The 23,499-nt window shown below is 56.6% G+C and carries 19 protein-coding genes; 17 read left to right on the forward strand and 2 right to left on the reverse strand.

Annotated features, from left to right (window positions below; translation table 11 throughout):
• The first annotated feature begins 10 nt into the window (after positions 1-10).
• The 3 genes from secF (at position 11) to KJA79_RS11140 (ending at position 5,629) form a co-directional block, all read left to right on the forward strand.
• Positions 11-928: a protein translocase subunit SecF gene (gene secF, locus KJA79_RS11130; RefSeq protein WP_213042120.1), complete on the forward strand. Its 918-nt coding sequence runs from the start codon at positions 11-13 to the stop codon at positions 926-928.
• 76 nt (positions 929-1,004) lie between these two features.
• Positions 1,005-4,181 (forward strand): PAS domain S-box protein, encoded by a 3,177-nt coding sequence (locus KJA79_RS11135; protein WP_213042121.1) that lies wholly within the window; start codon positions 1,005-1,007, stop codon positions 4,179-4,181.
• A complete protein-coding gene (locus KJA79_RS11140; protein WP_213042122.1) occupies positions 4,178-5,629 on the forward strand; it encodes a sigma-54-dependent transcriptional regulator in 1,452 nt (483 codons plus the stop codon). The genes KJA79_RS11135 and KJA79_RS11140 overlap by 4 nt, the downstream gene beginning before the upstream one ends.
• Position 5,630: 1 nt before the next feature.
• Here KJA79_RS11140 and KJA79_RS11145 read toward each other — a convergent pair whose 3' ends face one another.
• A complete protein-coding gene (locus KJA79_RS11145; RefSeq protein ID WP_213042123.1) occupies positions 5,631-6,737 on the reverse strand; it encodes a WD40 repeat domain-containing protein in 1,107 nt (368 codons plus the stop codon).
• A gap of 198 nt (positions 6,738-6,935) precedes the next feature.
• Here KJA79_RS11145 and KJA79_RS11150 point away from each other — a divergent pair, with 198 nt between their 5' ends.
• The 13 genes from KJA79_RS11150 to KJA79_RS11210 all read left to right on the forward strand — a co-directional run bounded on the left by KJA79_RS11150 (position 6,936) and on the right by KJA79_RS11210 (position 20,668).
• Positions 6,936-7,967: a hypothetical protein gene (locus KJA79_RS11150; protein WP_213042124.1), complete on the forward strand. Its 1,032-nt coding sequence runs from the start codon at positions 6,936-6,938 to the stop codon at positions 7,965-7,967.
• A gap of 12 nt (positions 7,968-7,979) precedes the next feature.
• A complete protein-coding gene (locus tag KJA79_RS11155; protein ID WP_213042125.1) occupies positions 7,980-8,585 on the forward strand; it encodes a 4Fe-4S dicluster domain-containing protein in 606 nt (201 codons plus the stop codon).
• 211 nt (positions 8,586-8,796) lie between these two features.
• On the forward strand, positions 8,797-9,774 hold the full coding sequence (locus KJA79_RS11160) for a TorD/DmsD family molecular chaperone (RefSeq protein ID WP_213042126.1): 978 nt from the start codon (positions 8,797-8,799) through the stop codon (positions 9,772-9,774).
• A gap of 99 nt (positions 9,775-9,873) precedes the next feature.
• Positions 9,874-10,827, forward strand: a complete 954-nt coding sequence (locus KJA79_RS11165; RefSeq protein ID WP_213042127.1) for an ethylbenzene dehydrogenase-related protein — start codon at positions 9,874-9,876, stop codon at positions 10,825-10,827.
• Positions 10,828-11,104: 277 nt separating this feature from the next.
• A complete protein-coding gene (locus KJA79_RS11170) occupies positions 11,105-12,886 on the forward strand; it encodes a B12-binding domain-containing radical SAM protein (RefSeq protein WP_213042128.1) in 1,782 nt (593 codons plus the stop codon).
• An 88-nt stretch (positions 12,887-12,974) separates the two neighbouring features.
• A complete protein-coding gene (locus KJA79_RS11175; RefSeq protein ID WP_213042129.1) occupies positions 12,975-14,096 on the forward strand; it encodes a hypothetical protein in 1,122 nt (373 codons plus the stop codon).
• Positions 14,097-14,129: 33 nt separating this feature from the next.
• Entirely contained in the window at positions 14,130-14,942 is an 813-nt protein-coding gene (locus KJA79_RS11180) for a tetratricopeptide repeat protein (protein WP_213042130.1), read from the forward strand.
• Positions 14,943-14,966: 24 nt separating this feature from the next.
• Positions 14,967-15,254, forward strand: a complete 288-nt coding sequence (tatA, locus tag KJA79_RS22985; RefSeq protein WP_213042131.1) for a twin-arginine translocase TatA/TatE family subunit — start codon at positions 14,967-14,969, stop codon at positions 15,252-15,254.
• Positions 15,255-15,300: 46 nt separating this feature from the next.
• Positions 15,301-16,554 (forward strand): NHL domain-containing protein, encoded by a 1,254-nt coding sequence (locus KJA79_RS11190; RefSeq protein ID WP_213042132.1) that lies wholly within the window; start codon positions 15,301-15,303, stop codon positions 16,552-16,554.
• A gap of 78 nt (positions 16,555-16,632) precedes the next feature.
• The gene (locus KJA79_RS11195) at positions 16,633-17,475 is read left to right on the forward strand and encodes an ethylbenzene dehydrogenase-related protein (RefSeq protein WP_213042133.1); all 843 of its coding nucleotides are present in this window, start codon (positions 16,633-16,635) and stop codon (positions 17,473-17,475) included.
• Positions 17,476-17,498: 23 nt separating this feature from the next.
• The gene (locus KJA79_RS11200) at positions 17,499-18,023 is read left to right on the forward strand and encodes a PDZ domain-containing protein (protein WP_213042134.1); all 525 of its coding nucleotides are present in this window, start codon (positions 17,499-17,501) and stop codon (positions 18,021-18,023) included.
• A 42-nt stretch (positions 18,024-18,065) separates the two neighbouring features.
• Entirely contained in the window at positions 18,066-19,358 is a 1,293-nt protein-coding gene (locus KJA79_RS11205) for a multiheme c-type cytochrome (RefSeq protein ID WP_213042135.1), read from the forward strand.
• Positions 19,359-19,429: 71 nt separating this feature from the next.
• Complete coding sequence (locus tag KJA79_RS11210) at positions 19,430-20,668, forward strand: multiheme c-type cytochrome (protein ID WP_213042136.1); 1,239 nt, start codon at positions 19,430-19,432, stop codon at positions 20,666-20,668.
• Between the two features lie 101 nt (positions 20,669-20,769).
• On the opposite strand, the gene KJA79_RS11215 is transcribed toward KJA79_RS11210, so the two are convergent.
• Complete coding sequence (locus KJA79_RS11215; RefSeq protein WP_213042137.1) at positions 20,770-21,105, reverse strand: hypothetical protein; 336 nt, start codon at positions 21,103-21,105, stop codon at positions 20,770-20,772.
• Between the two features lie 253 nt (positions 21,106-21,358).
• On the opposite strand from KJA79_RS11215, the gene KJA79_RS11220 reads away from it, so the two are divergent.
• Positions 21,359-23,413, forward strand: coding sequence for a sodium-translocating pyrophosphatase (locus tag KJA79_RS11220; protein WP_213042138.1), 2,055 nt, complete (start codon positions 21,359-21,361; stop codon positions 23,411-23,413).
• Positions 23,414-23,499: the final 86 nt, after the last annotated feature.

A 23,499-nucleotide genomic window follows, 5' to 3' on the forward strand; every position in this document is an offset into this window, starting at 1 on the left:
GGGAGTCGGCATGTTCGAGGTTTTGGGAAAGACGAATATCGATTTTATGGGGAAGCGTACCATCTCGTTTGCCATCTCCGGCATCCTCGCCTTTCTGGGGCTCATCGCAGTGCTTCAAATTGGGCGTGGAGCGGCAAATCTGGGAATCGATTTTGCGGGTGGGACGGCGGTCCAGCTCAAGTTCGATCAATCGATCAGGATCGATGAAGCGCGACGCGCACTGGAACACAACGGGTTGGGCTCTGCCGAATTGCAGGAATTCACGCAGGACAACAAGTTGCTCATTCGCGTGAAAGCGTCGACGACCATCGAGGAGAAGGTCGCGGAGCGGGTCATGGCCGTGTTCAGCAAGGAGTTTCCCGGAAACAAGTTCGTCGTGGATTCCAGCATGGAGATCGGTCCGACGATCGGGAAAAAGCTGCAAGAAGATGCCATGATTGCGGTGTTGATCTCCTTCGTCGGAATCGTGTTGTACATCGCGGTCAGGTTCGAGCTGCGATTCGGGGTGGCGGCCGCCTTGGCGACGTTTCACGATGTGCTGGCGGTGTTGGGCGTGTTCTACGTGTTGGATAAAGAGATTACGTTGTTGGTTGTCACGGCGTTGCTGACGTTGGCGGGGTACTCGTTGACGGATACCGTTGTCGTATTTGACCGGATCCGCGAGAATCTTCGCGCCCGTCGCCGCGAGGACGAGGCAACGATCATCAATGCGGCCATTAATCAGGTCCTGAGTCGAACCATCGTGACCAGTCTCACCGTCGTGATCGTGCTCATTCCACTGGTCTTGGCGGGGGCTGAAGTGTTGCATGATTTTTCGTTGGCCCTGCTCGGAGGCGTCATATTCGGCACCTATTCCTCCGTCTTCGTAGCAAGCCCGTTGCTGCTGCTCTGGCCCGGTAGCGCCGGGAGCCTCCTGAAGCGTCGCTAGGTCCCGGCTCTTTTGAGCCGGGCCTGGGGTCCTGCCTCCTGTTGTGTGAGGGCCGTTAGCCGGAGTCGCCGCACGCATGCTCCTCTGGAGCCGGTCACACAGTCTCCAGCGAAAGATCATCACCGCCATCGTGATGGTCGGTCTCCTGCCGTTAGGCCTGTCTCTCGTCCTGACCTACATCGAAGAACGCCGGGCGTTGCGTGAAACCATCGGCGCCAACTTCAAGGAAGTGGCGGTCGAGGCCGCCCGGCGGATCGAGATGCAAGTCACGCGCGGCATTAATGAAGCGCAACAACTCGCTGCCACGCCATTCCTCCGTACCTCTGTGAGCGAATCTAATCGCACCTATGCCGACAAGGACGAAAAAACCGTCCAGTCCATGATCAAGGCCTGGCAGCAGCGGTGGCGTCAGCGGGATAAGCAAAGCGAGTTTCCGCTGTTCATCAACCGCATTGTGACCAACTATCTGATTCGGTGGCATGACATCCGCAAATCCGATTACGTCGGCATTTTTGTGACGGACAATCGAGGTGCGTTGGTCGTCAGTTCTATACCCCAAGTCGAGTACTACCACGGGAAAACGGCTTGGTGGCAGGCCGTCATGAAGCGGAGTACGGGGAAGGTGTTCGTCAGCGACATCTTTTTCGATCCGGCCTTCGGAACCCATGTGGTCAACGTGTCCGCTCCGATCATCGATGATGAGCAGCATACGACGATCGGCGCCGTCACGATTCTCTTGCGTCGGGAGACACTGTTCCATTCCGTGTCCGAGGCCACGGTGGGGAAGACGGGGCATGCCATGTTGTTGAGCTCGGACGGGGTTCCGCTCGTGTGTCCGATCCTGTCGCCCGAAGAGCATGTGGTGAAACCGGAATTGGTGAGCGCGATCAACGGACATGCGGCCGGATGGACGACGGTGGCGAATGATTCGCATGGCGGGGAGAATTCTATCGTGGGATTCGCGCCGGTTCGCCTCGGCGGGGATTTGACGCCGGAGAGTCTGGGCGGCAAAGGCTGGGTGACCTTCGTCCGCCAGGACCCGGCCGAATCCTATGCCCCGCTCGAACGGCTCGTCGTGCAGGTGACGGTGTATGGGCTTGGCGTTTTTGCGGTGCTGTTGCTCACAGGCTTGACCGCTGCGCGAAGAATCGCCCGCCCGATCGGCCTGTTGCATGAGGGTGTCCAACGAATCGGGAGCGGGCGATTGGATCAGCAGTTGGAACTGAAGACCGGCGACGAAATCGAACAGCTTGCTGAGGCGTTCAATAAGATGGCGCACAATCTGCGTGTGTCGTTCGAGCAGATCGAACAGCGTATGGAAGACGTGCGTCGCCTCGAGGCACGCTACCGTGACTTGATCGAGCATTCGCCCGAGATGATCTATCAGCTGAACAAGGCCGGCCGGTTCGTGCATGTCAATCAAACCGGGCTGGACAAACTCGGGTATACGCTGGAGGAAATGCTCCAGATGCGTCTGTGGGATCTCGTGCCCAAAGGTCGTGAGACGGAGGTGTTGGCTTATCTCGAGCGGTTGGTCTCACAGGGGCGTAGTACGATTGAGACCGTGTTTGTGGCGGCCGACGGCCGTCCGATCGATGTCGAGATCCATGCGACCGCGTTGTTCGAGAGCGGCGGAGGGCTCGTTCATTCCCGGGCGTTTGTGCGCGACGTGACGGAACGACGCCTGCTGGAGGAGCAGGTGCATCGGTATACGACGCGGCTCGAACAGGCGGTCAATGAGCGGACCCAGCAGTTGGTGGCGTCACAGGAGCGGTATAAAGCGCTGTTCGATTTGGTGGCAGACTCCGTCTTTATGGTGGGAGATGATGGCGTCATCGTAGCCGTCAATAAGCGTGAAGAGCAGGCGTTGGGCTATTCCGAGCAACAGGTGGTGGGGCGTAGCGTGTTGGATGTGGTGCTCCCTCGTTATCATGATGATATGCGGGCGCTGCTCGCGAAGATTCATGCCGGCGAGCGCCAGGTGCCGACGCAGGAAGTCACCGTGCGGGATGCCGCCGGCAAGGAGACGCCGGTCGAAATGGACCTGATTCTGGTTCGGGGCAGCGACCACACCTGGGTGATGGTCCAGCTGCGTGACATCACCGACCGCAAACGTCTTGAACGGCAAATGCACACCTACCAGCAGGAGCTGGAAGCCAAGGTCAGTGAGCGTACGCGAGAGATTGAAGAGACCAAGCAGTACCTAGAAAACCTGCTCGAGAATGCCAATGATGTGATCTACACTCTTGATAGCGAGCAGTGTTTCACCTATGTGAACAGCAAGATCCTCTCATGGGGATATGCGAAAGAGGATCTTCTCGGGCGGCCCTATCTGGCATTGCTCTCGAAGCGGCATCGCGGGCGCCGTCTGAAGTCGACATTGGATATCGGCGTCAAGCAGGTCTACGAGGTGGAGGTGTTGACCAAATCGGGCGAGCCTCGCTCAGTGATGGTCAGTGTGTCGCCGCTCCACGGCGTGGAGGGGGAGATCTTGGGCGTGCTGGGGATCGCCCGTGACATGACGGAGACGAAGAAGCTGGAGCAGCAGATCAGGAACTCTGAGAAACTAGCCTCGGTCGGAAAGCTGGCTGCGGGGGTGGCGCATGAGATTAACAATCCCTTGGGTGGTATCCTGAATTGCCTCTACAACATGCGCAAGGGGACGCTCTCTCCGGTGCGCCAGGAAGAGTACCTGGCGTCGATGGAGGATGGGTTGCGCCGGGTTCAGCGGATTGTGCGCCAGCTCCTGGACTTTTCTCAGCAGCACAATCCGGAGCTGGCCCTGGCCGACATCAATCAGGTCGTCAATCGCGTGTTGTTGCTGACGGACCATCTGTTCGTGCCCCATCGCGTGCATCTTGTAACGGATTTAGCCCCCGATATGCCAGAGATCATGATTGACCGGCATATGATGGAGCAGGTGTTGATGAATCTCGTGCTGAATGCGATTCAGGCCATGCGTAACGGCGGAGTACTGACGATCAGCACGATCGTGGAGGAAGCCCACTGTCTGGTTCGCGTTCGGGATTCCGGGTGCGGCATTTCTTCGTCCGTCTTGCCGCGGATCTTCGACCCCTTCTTTACCACGAAGAACGAGGGCGAGGGGACCGGGCTCGGGCTTTCCGTCAGTTTGGGCATCGTGGAGCGCCACGGGGGCCGGATTATGGTTGAGAGCGAAGTCGGGAAGGGGACCACGTTTACGGTCTCAATTCCGCTGTCAACCGAACGTTATGCCATTGGGAGGTTCTCGTGAAAGGGCTCAGGGTGCTCATTGTCGATGACGAACCGTTGATGCGACTGTCCATGCTCGATGCCTTGGAGGGGGTGGGGTGTGAGGTCGCGGCAGCGGCAACCGGGACTGAGGGGGTGACGATACTCGGTACGCGTCAGTTTGATGTGGTAATCACGGACTTGCGTCTCCCCGGCGCCGACGGGCTGACAATCCTCAAGGTCTGTAAGGAACGGAGCGCGACGACGGAGGTCATTTTGATCACGGCGCATGCGTCGGTCGATACGGCGGTCGGTGCCATCAAGCTTGGGGCCTATGATTACATCACCAAGCCTTTTCAGATGGATGAGTTGCTGCTGATCGTCGAACGGGTCGGAAAAATCATCGGGCTGCGCCGGGAAAACCTTGAGCTGAAGGAAGTGTTGGAAGATCGATTCAGCTTCGGCGGCATCCATGGTTGCCATCAGCACATGCGGGCCTTGTTGGAGCGCCTGAAGGTGGTGGCGGCAACCGAGTCTTCTGTGTCCATCGTCGGGGAGCGTGGAACGGGGAAGGAATTGGTGGCGCATACCATCCATTTGAACAGTCCGCGGCGAGATCAGCCGCTGATCAAGATAGGGTGCGGGGACCTTCCTGAGAGGCTGTTGGAAGCGGAACTGTTCGGGCATGAAAAGGGGGCGTTTCCCGGTGCGCTACGCCAGCGGCGAGGTCGGTTCGAACTGGCACACAAAGGCACGCTGCTGTTGGACGATATCGACGCGCTGTCCCCTCATGCCCAGAAACAGGTATGGCAAGTGCTGCAGGAGCGAAAGTGTGTGCGTCTCGGCGGACGAGAACCGTTGGAGATCGATGTGCGTATCCTCTGTGCGTCGCAACAGGACTTGAGAGAGGCTGTGGCTCAGGGGCGATTTCTGCCGGATCTCGGTGACTATCTGACGACTGTCCAACTCGTCGTGCCGCCCTTACGGGAGCGCCGGGACGACGTGCTTGTCATTGCCGAGCATCTCCTGGAGACGAGCGCGACGACGCTCCATAAGTCGCTCAAAGGATTTTCGCAGTCGAGTCGGGATTTGCTGATGCGGTACTCGTTCCCAGGCAACGTTCAGGAATTGAAGCGGATGGTCGATCGTGCTGTCGCCTCGGGACGAAATGGAGAACCCCTCCAGCCTTGGGATCTCTGTGGCTTCCAAACCTGTCCTTTTCTTGGGGGCGCACCTCAACCCACATGCGGGTTTTGCACCGAAGGATTGGTTGAGAAGTCCGAAAAGGTCGAAATGACGACACTCGCGACACTGGCCGCTGCGCGGGAGGCCTTTGAGCGGGATTACATTCTTGCCGTGTTACAGCAGGTGGATGGGAGTCGAACGAGTGCCGCTGCGCTACTCGGGCTCTCTAGAAAGGCGCTCTGGGATAAGTGCAAGCGATATGGAATCTCCTCCACCAAGTGTGAGGCGGAGGAGGGGGAGGAGTAGTCTATTCTTCGGGCTCGGGACCGCCTTCCCACAGTTTCACGGTGCGATCCCAGGAGGCGCTGGCCAAACGCAATCCGTCGGGTGAGAGGGCGATGCCGCGCACGGGGCCGGTATGGGTCTTGTCGGTTCGGAAGTTGCGGCCTGTGGCGATGTCCCAGAATCGAATGGTGCTGTCGTCGCCGGCACTGATGAGCACTTTCCCATCAGGCGACACCGCAAGGGCGCGCACCCAGCCGTTATGCCCGCGCACCACGCGGATTTCGTTCATCGTGGGCATCTCAAAGAAACGAATCGTATTGTCGCGGCTGCCGGTGATCAGGATCTTGCCGTCGGGGGTGAATGTCATGGCGCCGATCCAAAACTCCATCGGCTTCTGGAATCCTCCGTCGTCTTCGATGAAGAAGCCGCGGGTCTCCGTCGAGTCTTCGGCGGTCTCTTCCCAATGGCCGTTGTGGAGAATCTTCTCCTCTCCGCTCGGCAGCACTTCCCAGATCCGGATTTTGCCGATGTCAGACCCGCTGGCGAGGTGAACGCCGTCCGGAGAGAAGGCCACGCACACCGACCAATGATGGTCATATTGGTCTTTGCCCAAGAGGGTCATGAGGTCGGTCCCGGTCGTGACCTCCCAAATTTTGATGTCTTTGTTGTGGCTGCCTCGCGCCAGCATGAGACCGTCCGGGGATAGCGACAAACTGCAGACATTGTGATCGTAGCGCGTAAATAGAAGTTTCGTGGGTTCACCTGTTTTCGCATTCCAGAGGCGGATGGTGCGATCTTCGCTGCCCGAGGCTAAGGTGCGGCCGTCCGGCGTGAACACCAGCGCACGAATGTCGGCGGTGTGTCCGCGCAATGAACGCAACAGTCGTCCCGTTTCAATATCCCAGACGCGGACGTACCGATCCACGCCGCCGCTCACAATCGTTTGGCCGTCTGGAGCATAGGCGACGGACCAGACGCCGTGCGAATGGCCGCGGAAGGTTTTGAGTTCCCGCAAGCCCGTTTTCCAATACGCCAAATGGTCGATGGCCGGTGATTCTGATTGCCCTCCCTGAGGGTTCGCTGGTGTGGCGGAAGGAATCGTGAAGGGCGCGCTCGTCTGATTGCTCATAAAAAATCTGTGCCTCGTGCCTGTTCTGCGCGGAGGCCTGTATGGCCTCGAGCGACCCTCTGCGGTTTGCAAAAATCGCCGAGGGGTTTGTATAATCGGCGGTCGATTCAACGATCGTAAGAGAACGACTGTAAGCAAGTCAAGCACAGCGCTCACGCGGATTTCACCCCTTCACCGCAGCCAAACATGTGAGGACTTATGACGACCGGAGTGGAAGTATCAAAGCCGTCGATGGAGATCCGTTTTCAGCCGGCCTTACTGCAGGAAGTCATTGACTCCTTCATTGAAAAGACGGAACGGGAAGGGGATCCGACCTACTACAAAGAGTTTCACGAACTGGCGGATCCGATCTACGAAAAATTCACGTTGGATGATCGCGAGGCCGAGTTCAAGAAGCTCTATCAGTATTTGTTCGGTATCTGGGGCTTCTCCGATATCATCCGCGACGCCTTCAATGAGTTCCCTGAGCTCAAGGCCCGGGTCGGCATCGTGCTGGTCAAGGGTGTGCTCAAGGAAGATCAGGAAGGGGTCGATGTGCTTCGGAAGTGGGGGTCCGTCGAACACGATCTCGCGAAACAATTCGAGGAAAAGGGACTGAAGGGTGTCGGCATCAAGCTGATCCCGCGACGGTTTTACGATCCCGCCTTGACTCGGTATTGTCGTCACGAACTCATGCATATCAACGATATGCTGGATCCGGCCTTTGGGTATGATCCCGACACCAGGGTCGGACAGAATCCCGGTGAAGAGACGCTCATTTTGCACCGCTACCGCATTCTCTGGAACATCAGCGTCGACAGTCGCTTGATCGCCGCCGGGAAAGAACCGATGCTGCAGAAGGAGGATCGCTTTAAGGAGTTCCGCTCCTGGTATCGCAAAATTCCACCGGCTCAGTTGAAATCGGTGTTCGAGGGGTTGTGGCAGACGAGCTACTTTACCCATTCGGAACTGGTGGAGATGGCAACTGACACCCTTCGCATTCTGGATCGCGCAGTGGATGTCGAGGGAGGAGAAATCCCTGAGACACAAAACAAGGTCATGTTGATGCCGGGCTTTCCTTGTCCCTTGTGCCGGTTTCCGACGTACACCTGGGTGGAAGACTTGGAGACGAAGCTCGAAGGGTACATTCTGGACTTTATTCGTGAGAACCACCCGGGTTGGGATGTCGAGTATGGTGCCTGTGATCGTTGCGTAGAAGTCTATAAACTGCGGGCAGACGGTGTGATGTAGGTGGAGCGCAGCGTGGCTGGTGATCCTAAGTATGGGCGTCGGGATTTTCTGAAAGACTCCGTGGTCTCGGTGGCCAAGGCTGCGAGGGAGTTTTCGCTCCACAAGGATGCGCCCCGCGAGCAGCCGGTTGCCCCTGTCCGGACCGACTGGTTGCGTCCCCCGGGTGCCGTCGCGGAAGCGGCGTTTCTTGAGCGCTGCACACGTTGCAGCGATTGCATCAAGGCTTGCCCTCCCGGCGCGATCGTCAGTGATCTCGCCAACGGCACGCCGGTGATTTTTGCTGATCAGGTAGCTTGTGAGCTCTGTGAAGATTTTCCTTGTATTGCCGCCTGTGCGACGGAGGCCTTGCTGCCGGTGGCCGATTCCTTCGAGGTCCGGATGGGCCTCGCGTCCGTGTCGCACCGATCGTGTACGGCGGGGCAGGGGTGCCATGCTTGCGTGTCGAAGTGTCCGGTAGAGGCATTGTCCATGGACTTCCATGCGCTGCGTCTCGTCGTCGAGCACGAACGCTGCGTCGGATGCGGCATGTGCGAGCAAATTTGTAAGACGGTCAACGACCGCATCGCCGTCAAGGTGACGCCGGCGAGAAACTTGTCTGCCGGCAGTATCAGCCTCTAATATGAGTGTCTGTTTAGGTAGGGAAGAGACGTCCCCTAATCATGCAGCATAGTGAAACATCGGTACTGATGGCGGAGGCAAAGGAGAGAGAGTTCATGCTTGACATCCCTCCCTCCTTTACCTATCATACGCCTCCTGTGCCGCAGGACTCAGATGTTGCGTAGTGTGCGAAAATTTTGCGCAACATGTTGAGGTGAGGAGCAAGATACGTATGACATCGAAACAAGTCGTGCAGCCCACCTCCCCGTCCTCCACCGCAATTGCTCCCCCCAAGGCAGTTCCCATTAAAGATTCGCCTGCTGTCGAACGCGCCCTTAATCGCAGTAAGATATATCTGCTGTTCTCCTGGAGTTTGTTGTATCCGGAGGACGAGGAGTTTTTGGATTACCTACAGTGCGGTGAGTTCGTCGAGGATGGACGAGCCGCATTGGACGGTCTCCGCCTCGCGCTGGATGGAATCGGCGGCGATCGTGCTCATCAGAAGATCGCGCTGATGAAGAAGCAATTCGACCAGATCGAAAAGTTGGTGTCGGCAGAGTGTGTGAATTGGCAAATCGGCGATCTTCAAGCGGAGCATCGCCGGGTGTTTACCAATGTGATCACGCTCGATTGTCCGCCGTATGAAACCCTGTTCGGCAACGATCACGTGTTTGCTCAATCCCATGTGATGGGCGACATCGCTGGTTTTTATAAGGCATTCGGAGTCGAACTCTCCAAGGATGTGCACGAACGGCTGGACCATCTCAGCGTCGAACTCGAGTTCATGCATTTCCTGACCTACAAAGAGTCTTATTCGCGCTGCCATGATGGGATCGATAAAACAGAGATCGTCGTCGATGCCCAAAAGAAGTTCGTCAAGAACCACATCGGCAGATGGGTCCCGCTGTTCTGTCGAATGTTGGCAAAAAAATCAGACACCGGATTGTTCAAGCTCATTGCCGACTGCATGTCGGAATGGATGGATTTTGAGGTCGCCTTCCTTGGAGTGACGGTGCAGCCATACTCTGAGGCGGACTACAGACCAGCTACCTTCAATGCTCCGGAAGGTCAAACCTACGAGTGCGGGGCGCAGGACAAGGGGAATGAGCTCAGCATGTTGCTGAGCGAAGTCGGCGCTGAGTCCTTCATGGACCAGAAGACGAAAGAGAAGGACGGCGAGAAGAGCGAAGGCCCAGTCGGGACTGCGTAGGAGTTCTCGGTTTTCGGGCGGTGCGGTATTCGGTTTTCGGTAGACGTTATACGTTCCCAGTTCTTTTTCTTATTAATCTTTCAGAGGAGGGCATACGCAATGAGACTGGTGCAGACACGCAACAAGCGTTTGGTGTTTGGCATTCTGTTCTCTGCGCTGATCGTTGGCATTATGTTGACGATCGGGCAGGTGCCTCTCGCGGTCAGCCAACCGGTGACCATTCCCGTGAAGGCGATCAAGGGGGTAATCCCGATGGATGGTGCAAACCCCATCTGGGAAGGAGTGCCAGGTGTCATCATCCCATTGAGCGGCCAGACCATCACGACCCCGATGCACCCGAATATCTCGGTGAAGTCGGTGTTTGTGAAGGCGGTCACGAATGGGAAGGATTTAGGGTTGCGCCTTGATTGGAGCGACCAGACCAAGAACGATACGGCGATTGGTCCGCAGGATTTCCGCGACCAGGTCGCCATTATGTTCCCGGTCAACACTGCGGGTGCGCCGCCATTCCAGTGCATGGGGCAGTCGGGTGGGACGGTCAACATTTGGCGCTGGAACGCGGAGTGGCAGAAGGATCTCGGCAAGGATAGCGCCGGTATCTGGGACGTCGACGATCAGTATCCCGGAATTTTCTGGGACTACTACTTCGAGGAGCCGGCTGGTGGAGTTACCTATCCGGATCGTATCGGTCGGAGCCTTGGCCCATTCAACTCCGGAATCTGGTCCGGCAACATCATGTCTGACCCGACCCTGCGCGTCAGCTCCGTCGAGGATCTGAACGCCAACGGGTTCAGCACCTTGACCACCCAGGCCCATCAGGATGTGATCGGCAATGGCGTGTGGGAGCCGTCCGGGTCCCTCAAGGGCGGTGGGTACACCGGTCCGACCTGGCGAGTCGTCGTGAAGCGTTCGCTGGAGACCGGCGACGCCAACGATACCCAGTTCAAGGCGGGAGCCTCTGTGCCCATCGCGTTTGCGGTGTGGGACGGTTCCAACATTGAACGGAATGGCATGAAGTCCCTCTCCACTTGGTTCACGCTGAAGTTGCCGTGAGCGAGGTGGCCTGAAGAGGCTAATCCTGCTCCCCTTCGGGGGTAGGACGAGAGATTGGGAGCCGTAACAAGAAGGCCCCGAGTGCTTGCCGAATATGGCGAGGTGGCTCGGGGCCTTCTTCTATTTTGAGGGGAGATGAGGGGTGCGGATCCGGTCGCGAAATTTCTCCTCCTCTCTGGGAGGAGGGTTGCTTTCGGACTCGAACGGAGTGTATAACCCGATACAGTGCGACTCGTCAGAAAATACTGATTTTTCTGCTTAATATAAAGATTATTTTATGAAGGTTTCACTGCTGTTTCCTCCGACGTGGCATCCTTCGCAACCTTACCTGAGCCTTCCGTCCCTCACAGGTTTTCTCACCCAGGCCGGCGTCAAGAATGTCTCCCAGCGCGATCTCGGTATTGAGTTGTTGGACAAGGTGCTGACTCAATCTTTTGCGCATGGCCTCTATCAGCAGTTGGTAGACAAACAGCGCAGTCTTGAGCGAGAACGGTCAGGAGACACTGGGCCTGGGAGTGCGGAGCAACTCGCGCGGGTCATCGAGTCCCTTGATCGCTTCCCCTACTTATTTGAGCGCATCGAACTAGCCAAAGAGACTTTGCGCGGAGAAGGCTTCTATGACATCGAGGCCTATCGCAATAGCCTGTTTTTGATCGATAAGTGGCTCGAGGTGCTGTCATCGCTCTATTTCCCGACCAGAATGACGGTCGTGGACAATCAGTTTGGTGACTATTCGATCTATTCGTCGAAAGATCTGATCAAAGCCATCCGTGACGAAGCGCAAAATCCCTATATCAGTCTCTTCCGGCAACACGTATTGCCCTCTATTTTAACCGATCGTCCGGATTTGGTCGGCGTCTCGATTACCGCCACGTCGCAAATCATTCCGGGGCTGACCCTCTGTAGATTGATCAAGGAGCATGCGCCTGAACTTCATGTGACGGTCGGGGGAAGTATTTTTACGCGCTTGGTGGACAATCTCCGCCGCTGTCCTTGGCTCTTCGATCTGGTCGATGACTTTGTGGTGTTTGAGGGTGAAACGGCCTTGCTTGAGCTTGTGAACCAAATGGATGGCAAGCGAGACTTCAGCAAGGTGCCCAATTTGATTTATCGGCAAAACGGGAAAATCACCGTCAATCAGCCGTTCTACTCTGAAAATATCAACCAGCTGACCGCGCCCAATTACGATGGCTTCCCCCTTGATCTCTACCTCTCGCCTGAGCCGGTCTTGCCCGTGCAGTTTTCGCGCGGCTGCTACTACAAAGACTGTGCGTTCTGCGCATTGACGCTCGATCATCAAAATTTTCGTCAGCGTGATCCAGGCAAGACGGTAGACGATCTGGTCTGGCTAAAAGAGCGTTATGGCGCGGAATCATTCTTCTTCACCGATGAATGTTTCGCCCTTTCTCCCACGAAACGACTCTGTCAGCAAATGATTGATCGCCAGATCAATGTGAAGTGGACCTGCGAGCTTCGATTCGAGAAGAACCTGACACGAGAGTTGCTCGCGCAAATGCGAGATGCCGGTTGTTTGAAAATTGTATTCGGCCTGGAATCGTTCAACCAGCGCGTCATGGACTTCATGAAAAAGGGCATCAAGCAGGAATGGGTACGCCGCATCGTCGATGACTGTGTGGATCTCGGTATCGCGGTGCACTGCTATGTGATCGTTGGGTTCCCAACGGAGAAGGAAGAAGAGGCGCTCGAGACCATGAATTTCGTCGTGCAGAATACCAAGCTGCATGAATCGTACGGCTTCTCCTGCCAGCCCTGCCTCTTCGACTTGGAAAAAGAGGCGCCGATCATGAGTGATCCAAGCAGTTACGGCATCAGGCGAATCATGCGGCCGGCAACCGAGGACTTGAGTCTGGGCTTCTTCTACGAAGTGCAGGAGGGGATGACCCCGGCTCAAGCCGAGCAGCTTTACCAGCAGGTCTACGAAAAAATCAGTGAAGTTGTCTGCGAATTGCCGTTTAATTATTCCATGGCCGATGGATTACTGTATATCGCGAGGGCAAAGTCCCAAGCGTTGCAGGTGCCGCAACCAACCGGTTCCTAGTAAATGGGCAAGGCCCTGAATGCGGCGGAGGCCGTAGCGTGGCTGTGTGACCAAGGGCGTTCGCCCGGTGTTCTAGGGAGGGCTCGAGATGTCTGTTAGCGTCGTCGGCGTCGAGCGATCGACCGGACGAGTTGAAGATCAGGGGCTTCTGTTCGAATACACCATCAAGCTGGTGTTGTTCGTCGGATTCTTCGAGCTCGTCCTGTACCGTTTGGTCTCGCGACTAGGCATGCATATCAGCAAGATTGCCGCTCAGCATGAGTGGGTCGGCAGCTTATTTAAACTGTTGACCTCGGTGGGGTTTGCGCTGCTCAATGTGGTCGCTATTTTTGTCTTTCTTGCGCTGGTGGTCTTGCTGGTCAACAGAATTCGCGCCAAGGGGATTGCCGGCTTCAACTTGGTGACCGTGCCGAGTGTTGCACTCCTGCTGATTTTGACGGGCGCCTTCCTCATTGTGCAACCAGCCATGCTTGGCTCCATAGCGTACAATGTGGTGACAATCATTGCGCTCACGGCGCTGATGCTCGAGTATTTGTCACAGCAGCCCGAGTGGTCGAAGCGCATCATGGGGCTCGTGTATTATTTCGGCATTTCGGGATGGCTCTACTATCAAATTTTTTCCACGACGTATGGCTGGATGGGTGTTCTTGCGGCACCGCCGTTGGTTTATGAGGCCAACCGTCTTGGCGAAGCGTTGATGGTTCTGGCCAGTATCCTGGTATTTTGGGCCTATGGGCGCGGGGTCTCCTTCCGCACGAGGAACAAGCAACAACGCCGCCGTGCCATCTGGTTCGGGGCAGTCTCCGGATTGGTATTTTTCGGCCTGCTTTTTATGGATTACTTTTTAGGGCTCTACAACCCGGCCCTGGCCCATTCCATCAGGAAGGCGGGCGAAGGGATCAGCTGGATCTTTCAAATGGGCATGGGCTATACCTTTTACCTTCCCTTTGCCTTCTATGTCGCAGGGCTGTTGTGTTGGTCGTACACCGTGATCAGACTCGTGACCATGGGACGTGTGGCAGGCTATGGTCTCGCCTTGATGTTTATTGCCGGCTACGCGCTGCTGTTTTCCAGTTTGACCTTGATGGTGATTCTCGGGGTCATGTTGTTGACGCTCGATCGACCGAAGGGCGCGGTGACTGAGCAGGCGACGGTGAGCCGACCTCCGCTGGTCGGCACGCAGGAGTCTCTCGTTGGCGGGCAAATTTAACTGTTTGACTTACCCAGAGTAGGATGCGTTGTTATGGACGAACAGACACAAACTAGCGGAGTGGAGCAGGGAAGCGCGGCGGTGGATCCAGGCGATCAACCATTGAGCCCTGATGAGGAAATTGCGGAAATCGAAAAATTACTGAACACAGAGCCGGATGATTTCCAGGCTCGGTGTCGGTTGGGCGAACTCTATTTCAGCAAGGGCCGGCTCGACGACGCGCTCACCGAAGTGAAGAAATCGATCGAGATGGCCGAGGGGCTGCGAACGGAAATGAATCGGTCGCTTGCCATGTATTACTCCAATCTCGGAACCATCTATGCCACCAAGGGAATGATCGATGAGGCCGAGGCAGAGTTTAAGCGCGCGCTCGATGTGCACGCGTACGATGTGCTCGCCCTGTTCAACTTGGGTCGGGTGCAGGCGGACAGGCGGAAGTACATGGAGTCCAAGAATTACTATGAGCGGCTTGTGGAGATCACTCCGGATGATCCGATGGCGTGGTACAATCTCGCCGGGGTCTACGTAGAGCTCGACAATCCCCAGGTGTCCGACTACAACACGATCGATATGGCGATTCAGTGTTACATGCGCGTCCTTGAACTGGATCCGAAGCACTTAGAAGCGAGCTTCAAGCTGATGGAAATCGCCCTCAACCACCGAAAGACGGACTTAGCGATCAAGGTCATGGAGAGCGCAGTCGAGCACAATCCGGACGAACCACTCGCGTACTATAATTTGATCAGCGTGTACGACAAGTGCAAGATGTTCGAGCAGGCCGAGCAGGCTCGTCAGCGTTTAAAGGAGCGATTTGCGAAAAAGGCGAAAGAGGGAGCCGCATCCTGAACATGTGAGCAAAGGAGACACACCATGTTTGGCAGTCTAGGTTTTACAGAGTTGATCCTGATCCTGTTCATCGTCTTGATCATTTTCGGAGCAGGGAAGTTGCCGCAGCTCGGTGAAGGAATCGGCAAGGCGATCAAAGGATTCAAGAAATCCGTCCATGAGGCGGACGCGATCGAAGCCGAGGCTCAGGCCCAGGCTCAGCAGGCTGAGCCAGTTCAGGCGCAAGCCATCGCTCCACCGTCCGCAGCGCCCATGGCGACGCCCGTGGTGGAGCAGCCGGTTGCCGCGGCGCCTCCTGCCGCGCGGGCATAACATCACTCGTTGAAACGGGCTCAGCATAGATCGGACGTAGATCGTCATGGAAACAGATGTTCAGTTAGCTCCCGGATATATCGAAACCTTTGCCGGTAATGGCAAGGCCAGGAGTACGGGGGACGGTAAACGCGCCGTGAAGGCCGGCATCCCGCTTCCGCATCACGTCGCTCTGGATCGGGACGAAAAGTGGTTGTATTTCGCCGAGTCAGGCTCGGATCGTGTTCGTCGCGTCAGCTTGACGGAAGGTACCGTTCATAATTTCGCGGGTATCGGGGAGACCTGTTACAGCGGAGACGAAGGGCCTTGCGGAGAAGCCGGATTGTACCTGCCCCTGGATGTCGCCTGTGACTCTCGCAATGACCTGTATATTTGCGATTCCGGCAGCAATCGTATTCGGAAGATCGATCATGAGACCGGAGTCATCACCACGGTGGTGGGGACCGGCGAACATGGCTTCAATGGTGACGGCCCGGCGCTAGAAGTCAATTTGACCTGGCCTGCCGCGATCGCGTTCGACACCAATGACGTCATGTATATCGCGGATACCCAGGCGCACCGGATTCGTCGCTATGATCCACGGACCGGGCATGTGGAAACCATCGCCGGAACCTGGACTGCGGAAGATGAGGCTAGAGAACAACCGCTCGTTGCGCGCAATTTGGTGGTGTTATCCGGTGACGCGATTGGGATTGATTTCAGTGATGATAACGGTTGGTTGATGCCTGTCTGTTCAGACGGACTCGATTTATCGATGTATCTGGATGACGGCAAGTCTGCCCTTGAGGCCAGGCTGTACGACATCGTCGGTATCGCGGTGGACCATGCGGGTCATGTCTACGTGGTCGATAAGGGTAGCAATCGTGTGCGGAAGATCAATCGTGAGACTGGTCTGATCTCTACCTTCGCCGGCGTCTGCCGGTATGGGTATGATGGAGACGGTAAGCCTGCGGCCAAGTCTATGCTCCATGCGCCGGAAGCCATTGTCTTTGACCGGCACAACCACGCCTACATTTCGGATACGGGAAATCATCGGGTTCGGAGAGTGGATGCCGAGACGGGTGAGATCAGCACGGTGGCCGGCAACGGCGATAGCGGGTATGATGACAAGAATATGGGCGGATGTGGGGCGGCCCGGTTTGTCGCGAAAGATGCGACCGGTGCCCTGAAGCATGGCGACGGCCTGCTCGCCGTCGATGCGGTGGTGAACTCCCCGGTGGGTTTGACGCTCGATTCCCAAGGGTATCTCTATATCTGTGAGCGGGGAGAAAACAAGATTCGTCGCGCCAAGTTGTGGTAACGCTTGGGCGATTAGGCCAGTACGCCCGCCTGACACATGGACGCGGGGGGACTGGGAGGTAGGGTATCGCGCCGGGACATGAGGCGAATGACGTCGGTCCATACATCCCGTACCAGATTAGTGACGCTCCTCTCTTCTCTGTTCGTTCTCGCCCTGATCTTGGGCGGCTTCGGTATTCCCATCGTCAGTTCGGAAGGCATGATCATTCGCGCGCAGGCTCTGTCTGGAGACATTCCGGTCACGCCTGAGGACCTCCTCTGGCAGAAAATTGCCCCGATGACGTTGCCGTTAAGCGGTCAGATTATTACTCGCCCGGTCTGGCCGGAACCGACTGCCCATGCGTTGACCGTGCGCGCGGTGCATAACGGTACAGACATCGCGTTTCTCCTCGAGTGGCAGGACAATACGAAAAACGACCGGCTGACACCGGGCACCTTCCGCGATGGCGTGGCCTTGGGGCTTCCGCTCGGCGATGCGCCTGCGTTTTTCTGCATGGGACAACTGGATCACTACATCAATATCTGGCACTGGAAAGCCGATTGGCAGAGCGATATCGATCGGCGTTCGGCGAGGACGACCGAAAAGGAGAAGTCTGCCGGTAGTGAGCCGAGGCGCTTTGAGGTGATCCCGCGTCGCGCTTCCTCTGTTGAGGACCTCATCGGCGGTGGATTTAGTACCCTGACCACCAAGGAAAAGCAGGGACGTGTGCAAGGAAAGGCGACTTGGAAAGATGGGACGTGGCGAGTCGTGATGCGACGCCCCTTGTCGAGTGACGAGCAGGAGAATGAAGCCAAACTGATTCCCGGGCGCATACAAGCGATTTCGTTTGCCGTGTGGAACGGGGAGAATAAGGAGCGTAACGGGCAAAAGGCCGTTGCTCCTTGGTTTCAACTGGCCTTGGACCCGGTCACCAAAACCTAGTGTGTCCTGTTAGGATGAGACGGGTGTCACAGCGACCACCTGATCTGAATTGGGAATATGAGGCAAGGCTCTTGAAGAAGATGTTTCAGGACCATCCCGTGAAACTGCGTGGAGCCCTTTCTTTTGGAAGGGCTCTTTGTGTGTGTGGTGCTTTTGCCAGCGCTCTGGCGTGGCCCGCAACGGTCGTCGCTGACGGCAGCCAGGAGATGACGGTGGAGGAGGCGATTCAGCTTGGGGAGGAGTTTGGGATTGCGGTTGGGGAGGTTGACGAAGACGTGCAGAAGGAATTGAAATTGCAGCGTCCCGAAGGTGTCGCCGTCTTTGAAGTGATCGGGAACTCCCGTGCCGACTATGCGGGCATCAAAGTCCGTTCGGTGATCAAGGAAATCGATAAGAAGGAAGTCCGTAATCTGATAGATTTCGGGAGGGCCGTGAAAGTGGCGATGAAGGAATGTAATTTCACGGTTGGGACTTATGAGCCTGCGGATCCCGGGGATCCGGTGGGCTGGGGTGTGAATTTCCATTTCGTTGGATGCAAGCGGGATTGATGCCGATTCGATGATGAGCCTGCAGTGAAGGACACTGGACGAGTGATTCAAAAACTGGCACTGGGCGGGATGCTGCTGATCCTCGCCTTGCTCACGATCACGTTCCATGAGCGGGCGATCGCGCAGAAGACCGATGGTCAGGCGCAACCTGACTGGATGGCTGAAATTGAAAAGGTTTTCATCCGTTCGGAGGAGTGCAAACAGTGCCATGATCGTCACTATGAGGAGTGGAAGGGCATGCGTGAGCAGACCCCCGACCTCAAGTCGTTCGGTCGGGTTGATGCGGCGCTGCTGCACGGGACCTCATTCGAATCTCCGGTGTTTCGGACCGTGTTGGGAGTCTGGATGCAGACCAATCCGACGTTGGAGGAGCGTCGGCGGTGCCTCTCCTGTCATGCGCCCGCCGTCACCGTCTTTCCGCAGCACGTGGAGAAAATCAGCGCGCAGGTGTTGTCGGGCAAACCGCAAGTTGAAGGCATCGGGTGTGCTTCCTGCCACCTCATCAACGCGGTGGAAACCACGCCGATGCCGCCGCCGACCTACAAGGTCCAGCCAGGCCAGATGTTATTTGGGCCCTATGCCGACCCCGAGGAAAATCTCGTACATCCGGCGACGCAGGTGCCGTTGTTCAGAGGCGCAAATTTTTGTACATCGTGTCATTTTGACAAGGTGAAGGATGTGACTCAGAGAGATTTGCCCGGGGAAATTCTACAAGGCACCATCTGTCAGGATTGCCATATGGAGCCCTCCACTGGGAGTTCTACCTCTAGGCGTGGCGCCATGACCCGTGCGATCGGACGGCATTGGTTCCGAGGTGTCGTCATCCCCGGTACGTTGCTGAAGAACCGTAATCTTCAGGCGGAATGGATGCCGCGGATTGACATCGATGCGACAAAGTCCGGTGCGGGGGTCGAAGGCACCGTGCTGGTGAAGGTCGGCAGTCTGCCGCATAGTTTCCCCGACGGTGACCCAGTCCTCAAGCAGTTCTTCCTAACGATCACCACGAAAGATGCGCAAGGCCATGTGTTGGCTGAGGAGACCAAGCGGTTCGGCTTGCCCTATGAGAAGATTCTCCGAGGGCCGGTTCCCGATCCGTTCATCAAGGGCGGCAATACACGGCGTGTCCCGTTCTCGCAAACCATCACGGCCGGAGCGGCAGAGCCGGCGACGATCGAAGTGGTGCTCAATTATGCCTTGATTCCCGAGCCGGAAGCGGAGTTGAAGGCGAAATATCTGGCCACCCTCGCCAACGACCAGGAACGGGCGGCTGCCAAGCAGGTTCTCGAGGAATACGTTCAACCACGGATGCTGACGTACCGATCCAAGTCATTGTAAGCAGGTCCCTTGTCCTTTCAGTCTCATGACGGGCAGCGTAGAGCGCAGGATGTGTGGAGGATAGGTCGCCAGTGAGGAACCGACGGGAGCTGTTCCGGGGAATCGCCATCAGCGCAGCGCTGTTCGTTATCGCGCTCGCCAGCTACGGCGTACAGCAAAGTTTGGCTCAGGATACCAAGGCCCAGAGTACGATTGAGAAGGCGTTCCCCAGTTCGAGCAAATGCAAACGCTGTCATGAGCGGGTGTTCGAAGAGTGGGAAACCTCGCCCCTTGCGCGGTCCATCCATACACCGACATTTCGAGCCGCCTTGGATGCCTACCTCGCTTCTCCGGCAGGAAAAGACAAGGCGCTCTGTTTCCGTTGTCATGCGCCACATGTTCGTGAGTTTGCCGATCACGCACAGGTCTTCGTGACTCAAGCGCAGTCCGGCGAGCCTTCGCTTGATGGCGTGGCTTGTGCGCAATGCCACCTCATCAAGCAGGTCGATCGGACGAAGCAGCCGCCGGAGCCGAAATACGAACTGGGCAATAAGACGATGTATGGGCCTTATAAAGATGCGGCCCAGAATCTCGCGCATCAATCGATGGAATCACCGCTGTTCCGCAAGTCGGATCTCTGTTTGAATTGTCACCAGGTTGTGCCGGCCGCCGCGGAACTCGGCAAGAGCAACGATCTCTTGGGCAATTGGGACCAGAGCAAGGCTGTGAAGTCGGGAAAGGAATGTCAGACCTGTCACATGCCAGAGCAGGTCGGTGAGTCGGCGAACGGGGAAGCCAAGCGCAAGGTAGCCAATCATACCTTTCCCGGGAGAATCGGCCAGCTCAGACAGGAGGCTGCCAAACTAGAGGTCACAACCAAAGTAGAAGGGGAAAAAACCACCGTAACAGTGGCCGTGCAGAGCCTGGTACCGCACAATCTCCCGACCACTCACCCCGGCTGGGCCAGCGTGGTGTTGGATCTTGATATCAAGGGCAAGAATCTGAAAACCGTCTTCAGCGAGAAACGTATCTACGGGCGGACCTATGCCGATGCCAAGGGGCAAAAGACCGTATTCGACTTCGAAGCCATCAAGGTGCTGGAAGAAACGGTGCTGAAGCCTGAGGAGAGGCGGGTAGAGACGTTTACCTTGCCGACACCGAAAGACACTAAGACATTTGATGTTGAGGCCGTGCTCAGTTATGCCCCAGTGACCGGCCCGGCCACTTTTCTGCAACGGATCGAAGCCGAGTCATCAAAGGGTGCACAGGATCCGGTCTTCCAAGCTATTCCCATCGCCAAATTCAACGAAAACGTGCCGGTTGCCAAATAACCTCTGTGCATGCAACGTGAAAAATAGAAGGGGGAAGGTTGCGGATCAAAGGCCTATGAGGGATTCGGTCTACCCGTCCCTTGCGCCGCGTGTGGTATGAACTATTCCGAGACGATGCGGGAGCCGGGAGACTTTGTCTTGAAGATCTGAATCGCGCTGTAGATGCCTTTGGCAGGATGGTTGAGAATGAGTCGTGAATTTGTGATGTGCGTATCGATGAGCTCATACTGTCCGCCGCTGTAATAGACATCACAATCATCGATCTCGCAATTCTTGTACACGTGATTGTCCAGCGAGAGCTTGGCTTTGCTGAACTTCTGCTGATCGACGAGGATATATTCCGGCGCAAAACCCATCAGCTCCTCCCCCAACTCGCGCGCACTATAACAAAGTCGCTCTCCTTGCGCAAACCGCCGCTCGGCTTCTTGTTTCGTCATCTTTCGCCTTGATCCGTTTTCAACCTGGCTATAGAATGGCCGCACCTTTCCGCTCGTTTGCAGCCGTGTCTGTTGTCGGGCATGCGGCGGTTCTTCCCGTCGTGCGATCGGTCCGCGATCGGTTCAGTCCACGAAGCATTAGGAACATTCATCGACCGTTGTACGTGATTGGGTCATGTTCACGGCAGGTATGTACCCTACCACATCAGCTGGATTCTCAGTTTCACCATTCTGTTAACAGGAGGAGAACACTGTGAGCGACTCAGCGATTGTGACCTTTGCTCTGGTTGCGGCGGTGACTGGTATTGTCTATGGGCTGTATCTCGCCATGTGGGTGTTCAAGCTGAATGCCGGCAATACGAAAATGCAGGAAATTTCCAAAGCGATTCAGGAAGGCGCCGGTGCCTACATGAATCGTCAGTATAAGACAGTGGGAGTGGTGGCATCCGTCCTGTTTGTCCTGTTGTGGGGAGCGGGCGCGGTGTCGGACAAGTTTGGAATGTTGACGGCAATCGGATTTTTGATCGGCGCGGGCGCCTCGGCACTCGCCGGGTACGTCGGTATGATTATCGCGGTGCGGGCCAATGTGCGGACGGCGCAGGCGGCGCATGACGGGATGAATGCTGCCCTCACCGTCGCCTTTCGGGGCGGGGCGGTGACCGGCTTGTTGCTGATTGGCTTGGGATTGTTGGCGATCACCGGATTTTATTCGCTTGCCTCGCAAGTAGCCGGGAAGGAGAAGGCGATTCATGCGTTATTGAGTCTTGGATTCGGCGGAAGTTTGATCTCTGTGTTTGCCCGTGTCGGGGGTGGCATCTACACCAAGGCGGCCGATGTCGGTGCGGACCTGGTCGGGAAGGTCGAGGCAGGTATTCCTGAAGACGATCCCCGAAATCCCGCTGTCATTGCCGACAATGTGGGAGACAACGTCGGTGATTGCGCGGGCATGGCCGCCGATCTGTTCGAGACGTATGCGGTCACGACCGTGGCGGCGATGGTATTGGCCTTCACGATGTTTAACGGGGTGAACGCACCCATTCTGTATCCGCTCGCATTAGGCGGCGTGACCATTTTCGCGACGATCATCGGGATTCTGTTTGTGAAAGTGAGCCCTGGTGGGCAGATCATGCCGGCCTTATACAAGGGACTGTTTGTTGCGGGAGGCATTGCCGCAGTGGCGTTTTTCCCGATCACCTCGATGATTATGGAAGGGATCGGCGGGGTGAGCGGCATGAGCTATTATCTGGCAGCCTTGACGGGACTTGCGGTGACGCTGGCACTGGTCTTTATTACGGACTATTACACGTCGAAGGACTATGCGCCGGTCAAGGATATTGCGAAGGCCAGCGAGACGGGGCATGCCACAAATATCATCGCCGGGTTGGCGGTGGGGATGCAGTCGACGGCGGCGCCGGTGGTGGTGATCGGCGCGGCGATTCTCGGGAGTTATTGGATATGTGGCGGGGCAGCGTCTGGCGGTTTGTATGGAGTGGCAGTGGCAGCGGTCTCGATGCTGTCCATGGCGGGGATTGTGGTGGCGATTGATGCGTTTGGGCCGATTACGGACAACGCCGGTGGTATCGCCGAAATGGCGCACCTTGGAAAAGAAGTGCGTGACATCACCGACCCATTGGATGCCGTCGGCAACACGACGAAGGCGGTAACCAAGGGGTATGCCATCGGCTCGGCCGGTCTTGCCGCGGTGGTGCTGTTTGCCGAGTTCGCCCGTGAAGTTGCTAAGGGGACCCAGACGAGCAGTTTTGATCTGTCTAATCCTGCTGTGCTGGTAGGACTCTTCCTTGGCGGCATGCTGCCCTTCATCTTCGGTGCACTCTGTATGAAAGCGGTGGGGCAGGCTGCCGGTATGGTGGTGGAGGAAGTGCGTCGGCAGTTCCGGACGATTCAGGGAATCATGGAAGGCACGGGAAAACCAGAATACGGCACCTGCGTAGATATCGTGACGCAAGCTGCCATTCAGAAAATGATGATCCCTGGGCTGATCCCCGTCGTGGCACCGATTCTCGTGGGCCTGTTGCTGGGGCCGCAGGCACTTGGCGGTATGCTGGTTGGGAGCATTGTGACGGGCTTGTTTGTGGCGATTTCCATGACCAGTGGGGGCGGTGCTTGGGACAATGCCAAAAAGTATATTGAAGAGCAGGGCTTAAAGGGGACGGACACTCACAAGTCAGCCGTGACTGGCGATACCGTAGGGGATCCCTACAAGGACACCGCCGGTCCGGCAATCAATCCCATGATCAAGGTCATCAACATTGTGGCATTACTGATCGTTGCATTCATCGTCAAGTAGTGGGGGGAATGGACCACTGGATTCACGATTAGGACGGATCTCTCCTGGCGATTATAACTTACTTGACACCCACTCATGAACGCGCT

It is taken from the genome of Nitrospira defluvii, from assembly GCF_905220995.1.
GTDB classification, from domain to species: Bacteria; Nitrospirota; Nitrospiria; order Nitrospirales; family Nitrospiraceae; genus Nitrospira_A; species Nitrospira_A defluvii_C.

Coding starts and splice junctions, on each gene's coding strand:
- KJA79_RS11135 (WP_213042121.1), top strand. CDS start 1,005: ATGCTCCTCTGGAGCCGGTCACACAGTCTCCAGCGAAAGATCATCACC.
- KJA79_RS11180 (WP_213042130.1), top strand. CDS start 14,130: ATGGACGAACAGACACAAACTAGCGGAGTGGAGCAGGGAAGCGCGGCG.
- tatA (WP_213042131.1), top strand. CDS start 14,967: ATGTTTGGCAGTCTAGGTTTTACAGAGTTGATCCTGATCCTGTTCATC.
- KJA79_RS11150 (WP_213042124.1), top strand. CDS start 6,936: ATGACGACCGGAGTGGAAGTATCAAAGCCGTCGATGGAGATCCGTTTT.
- KJA79_RS11175 (WP_213042129.1), top strand. CDS start 12,975: ATGTCTGTTAGCGTCGTCGGCGTCGAGCGATCGACCGGACGAGTTGAA.
- KJA79_RS11190 (WP_213042132.1), top strand. CDS start 15,301: ATGGAAACAGATGTTCAGTTAGCTCCCGGATATATCGAAACCTTTGCC.
- KJA79_RS11170 (WP_213042128.1), top strand. CDS start 11,105: ATGAAGGTTTCACTGCTGTTTCCTCCGACGTGGCATCCTTCGCAACCT.
- KJA79_RS11165 (WP_213042127.1), top strand. CDS start 9,874: ATGAGACTGGTGCAGACACGCAACAAGCGTTTGGTGTTTGGCATTCTG.
- secF (WP_213042120.1), top strand. CDS start 11: ATGTTCGAGGTTTTGGGAAAGACGAATATCGATTTTATGGGGAAGCGT.
- KJA79_RS11145 (WP_213042123.1), bottom strand. CDS start 6,737: ATGAGCAATCAGACGAGCGCGCCCTTCACGATTCCTTCCGCCACACCA.
- KJA79_RS11160 (WP_213042126.1), top strand. CDS start 8,797: ATGACATCGAAACAAGTCGTGCAGCCCACCTCCCCGTCCTCCACCGCA.
- KJA79_RS11215 (WP_213042137.1), bottom strand. CDS start 21,105: ATGACGAAACAAGAAGCCGAGCGGCGGTTTGCGCAAGGAGAGCGACTT.
- KJA79_RS11195 (WP_213042133.1), top strand. CDS start 16,633: ATGAGGCGAATGACGTCGGTCCATACATCCCGTACCAGATTAGTGACG.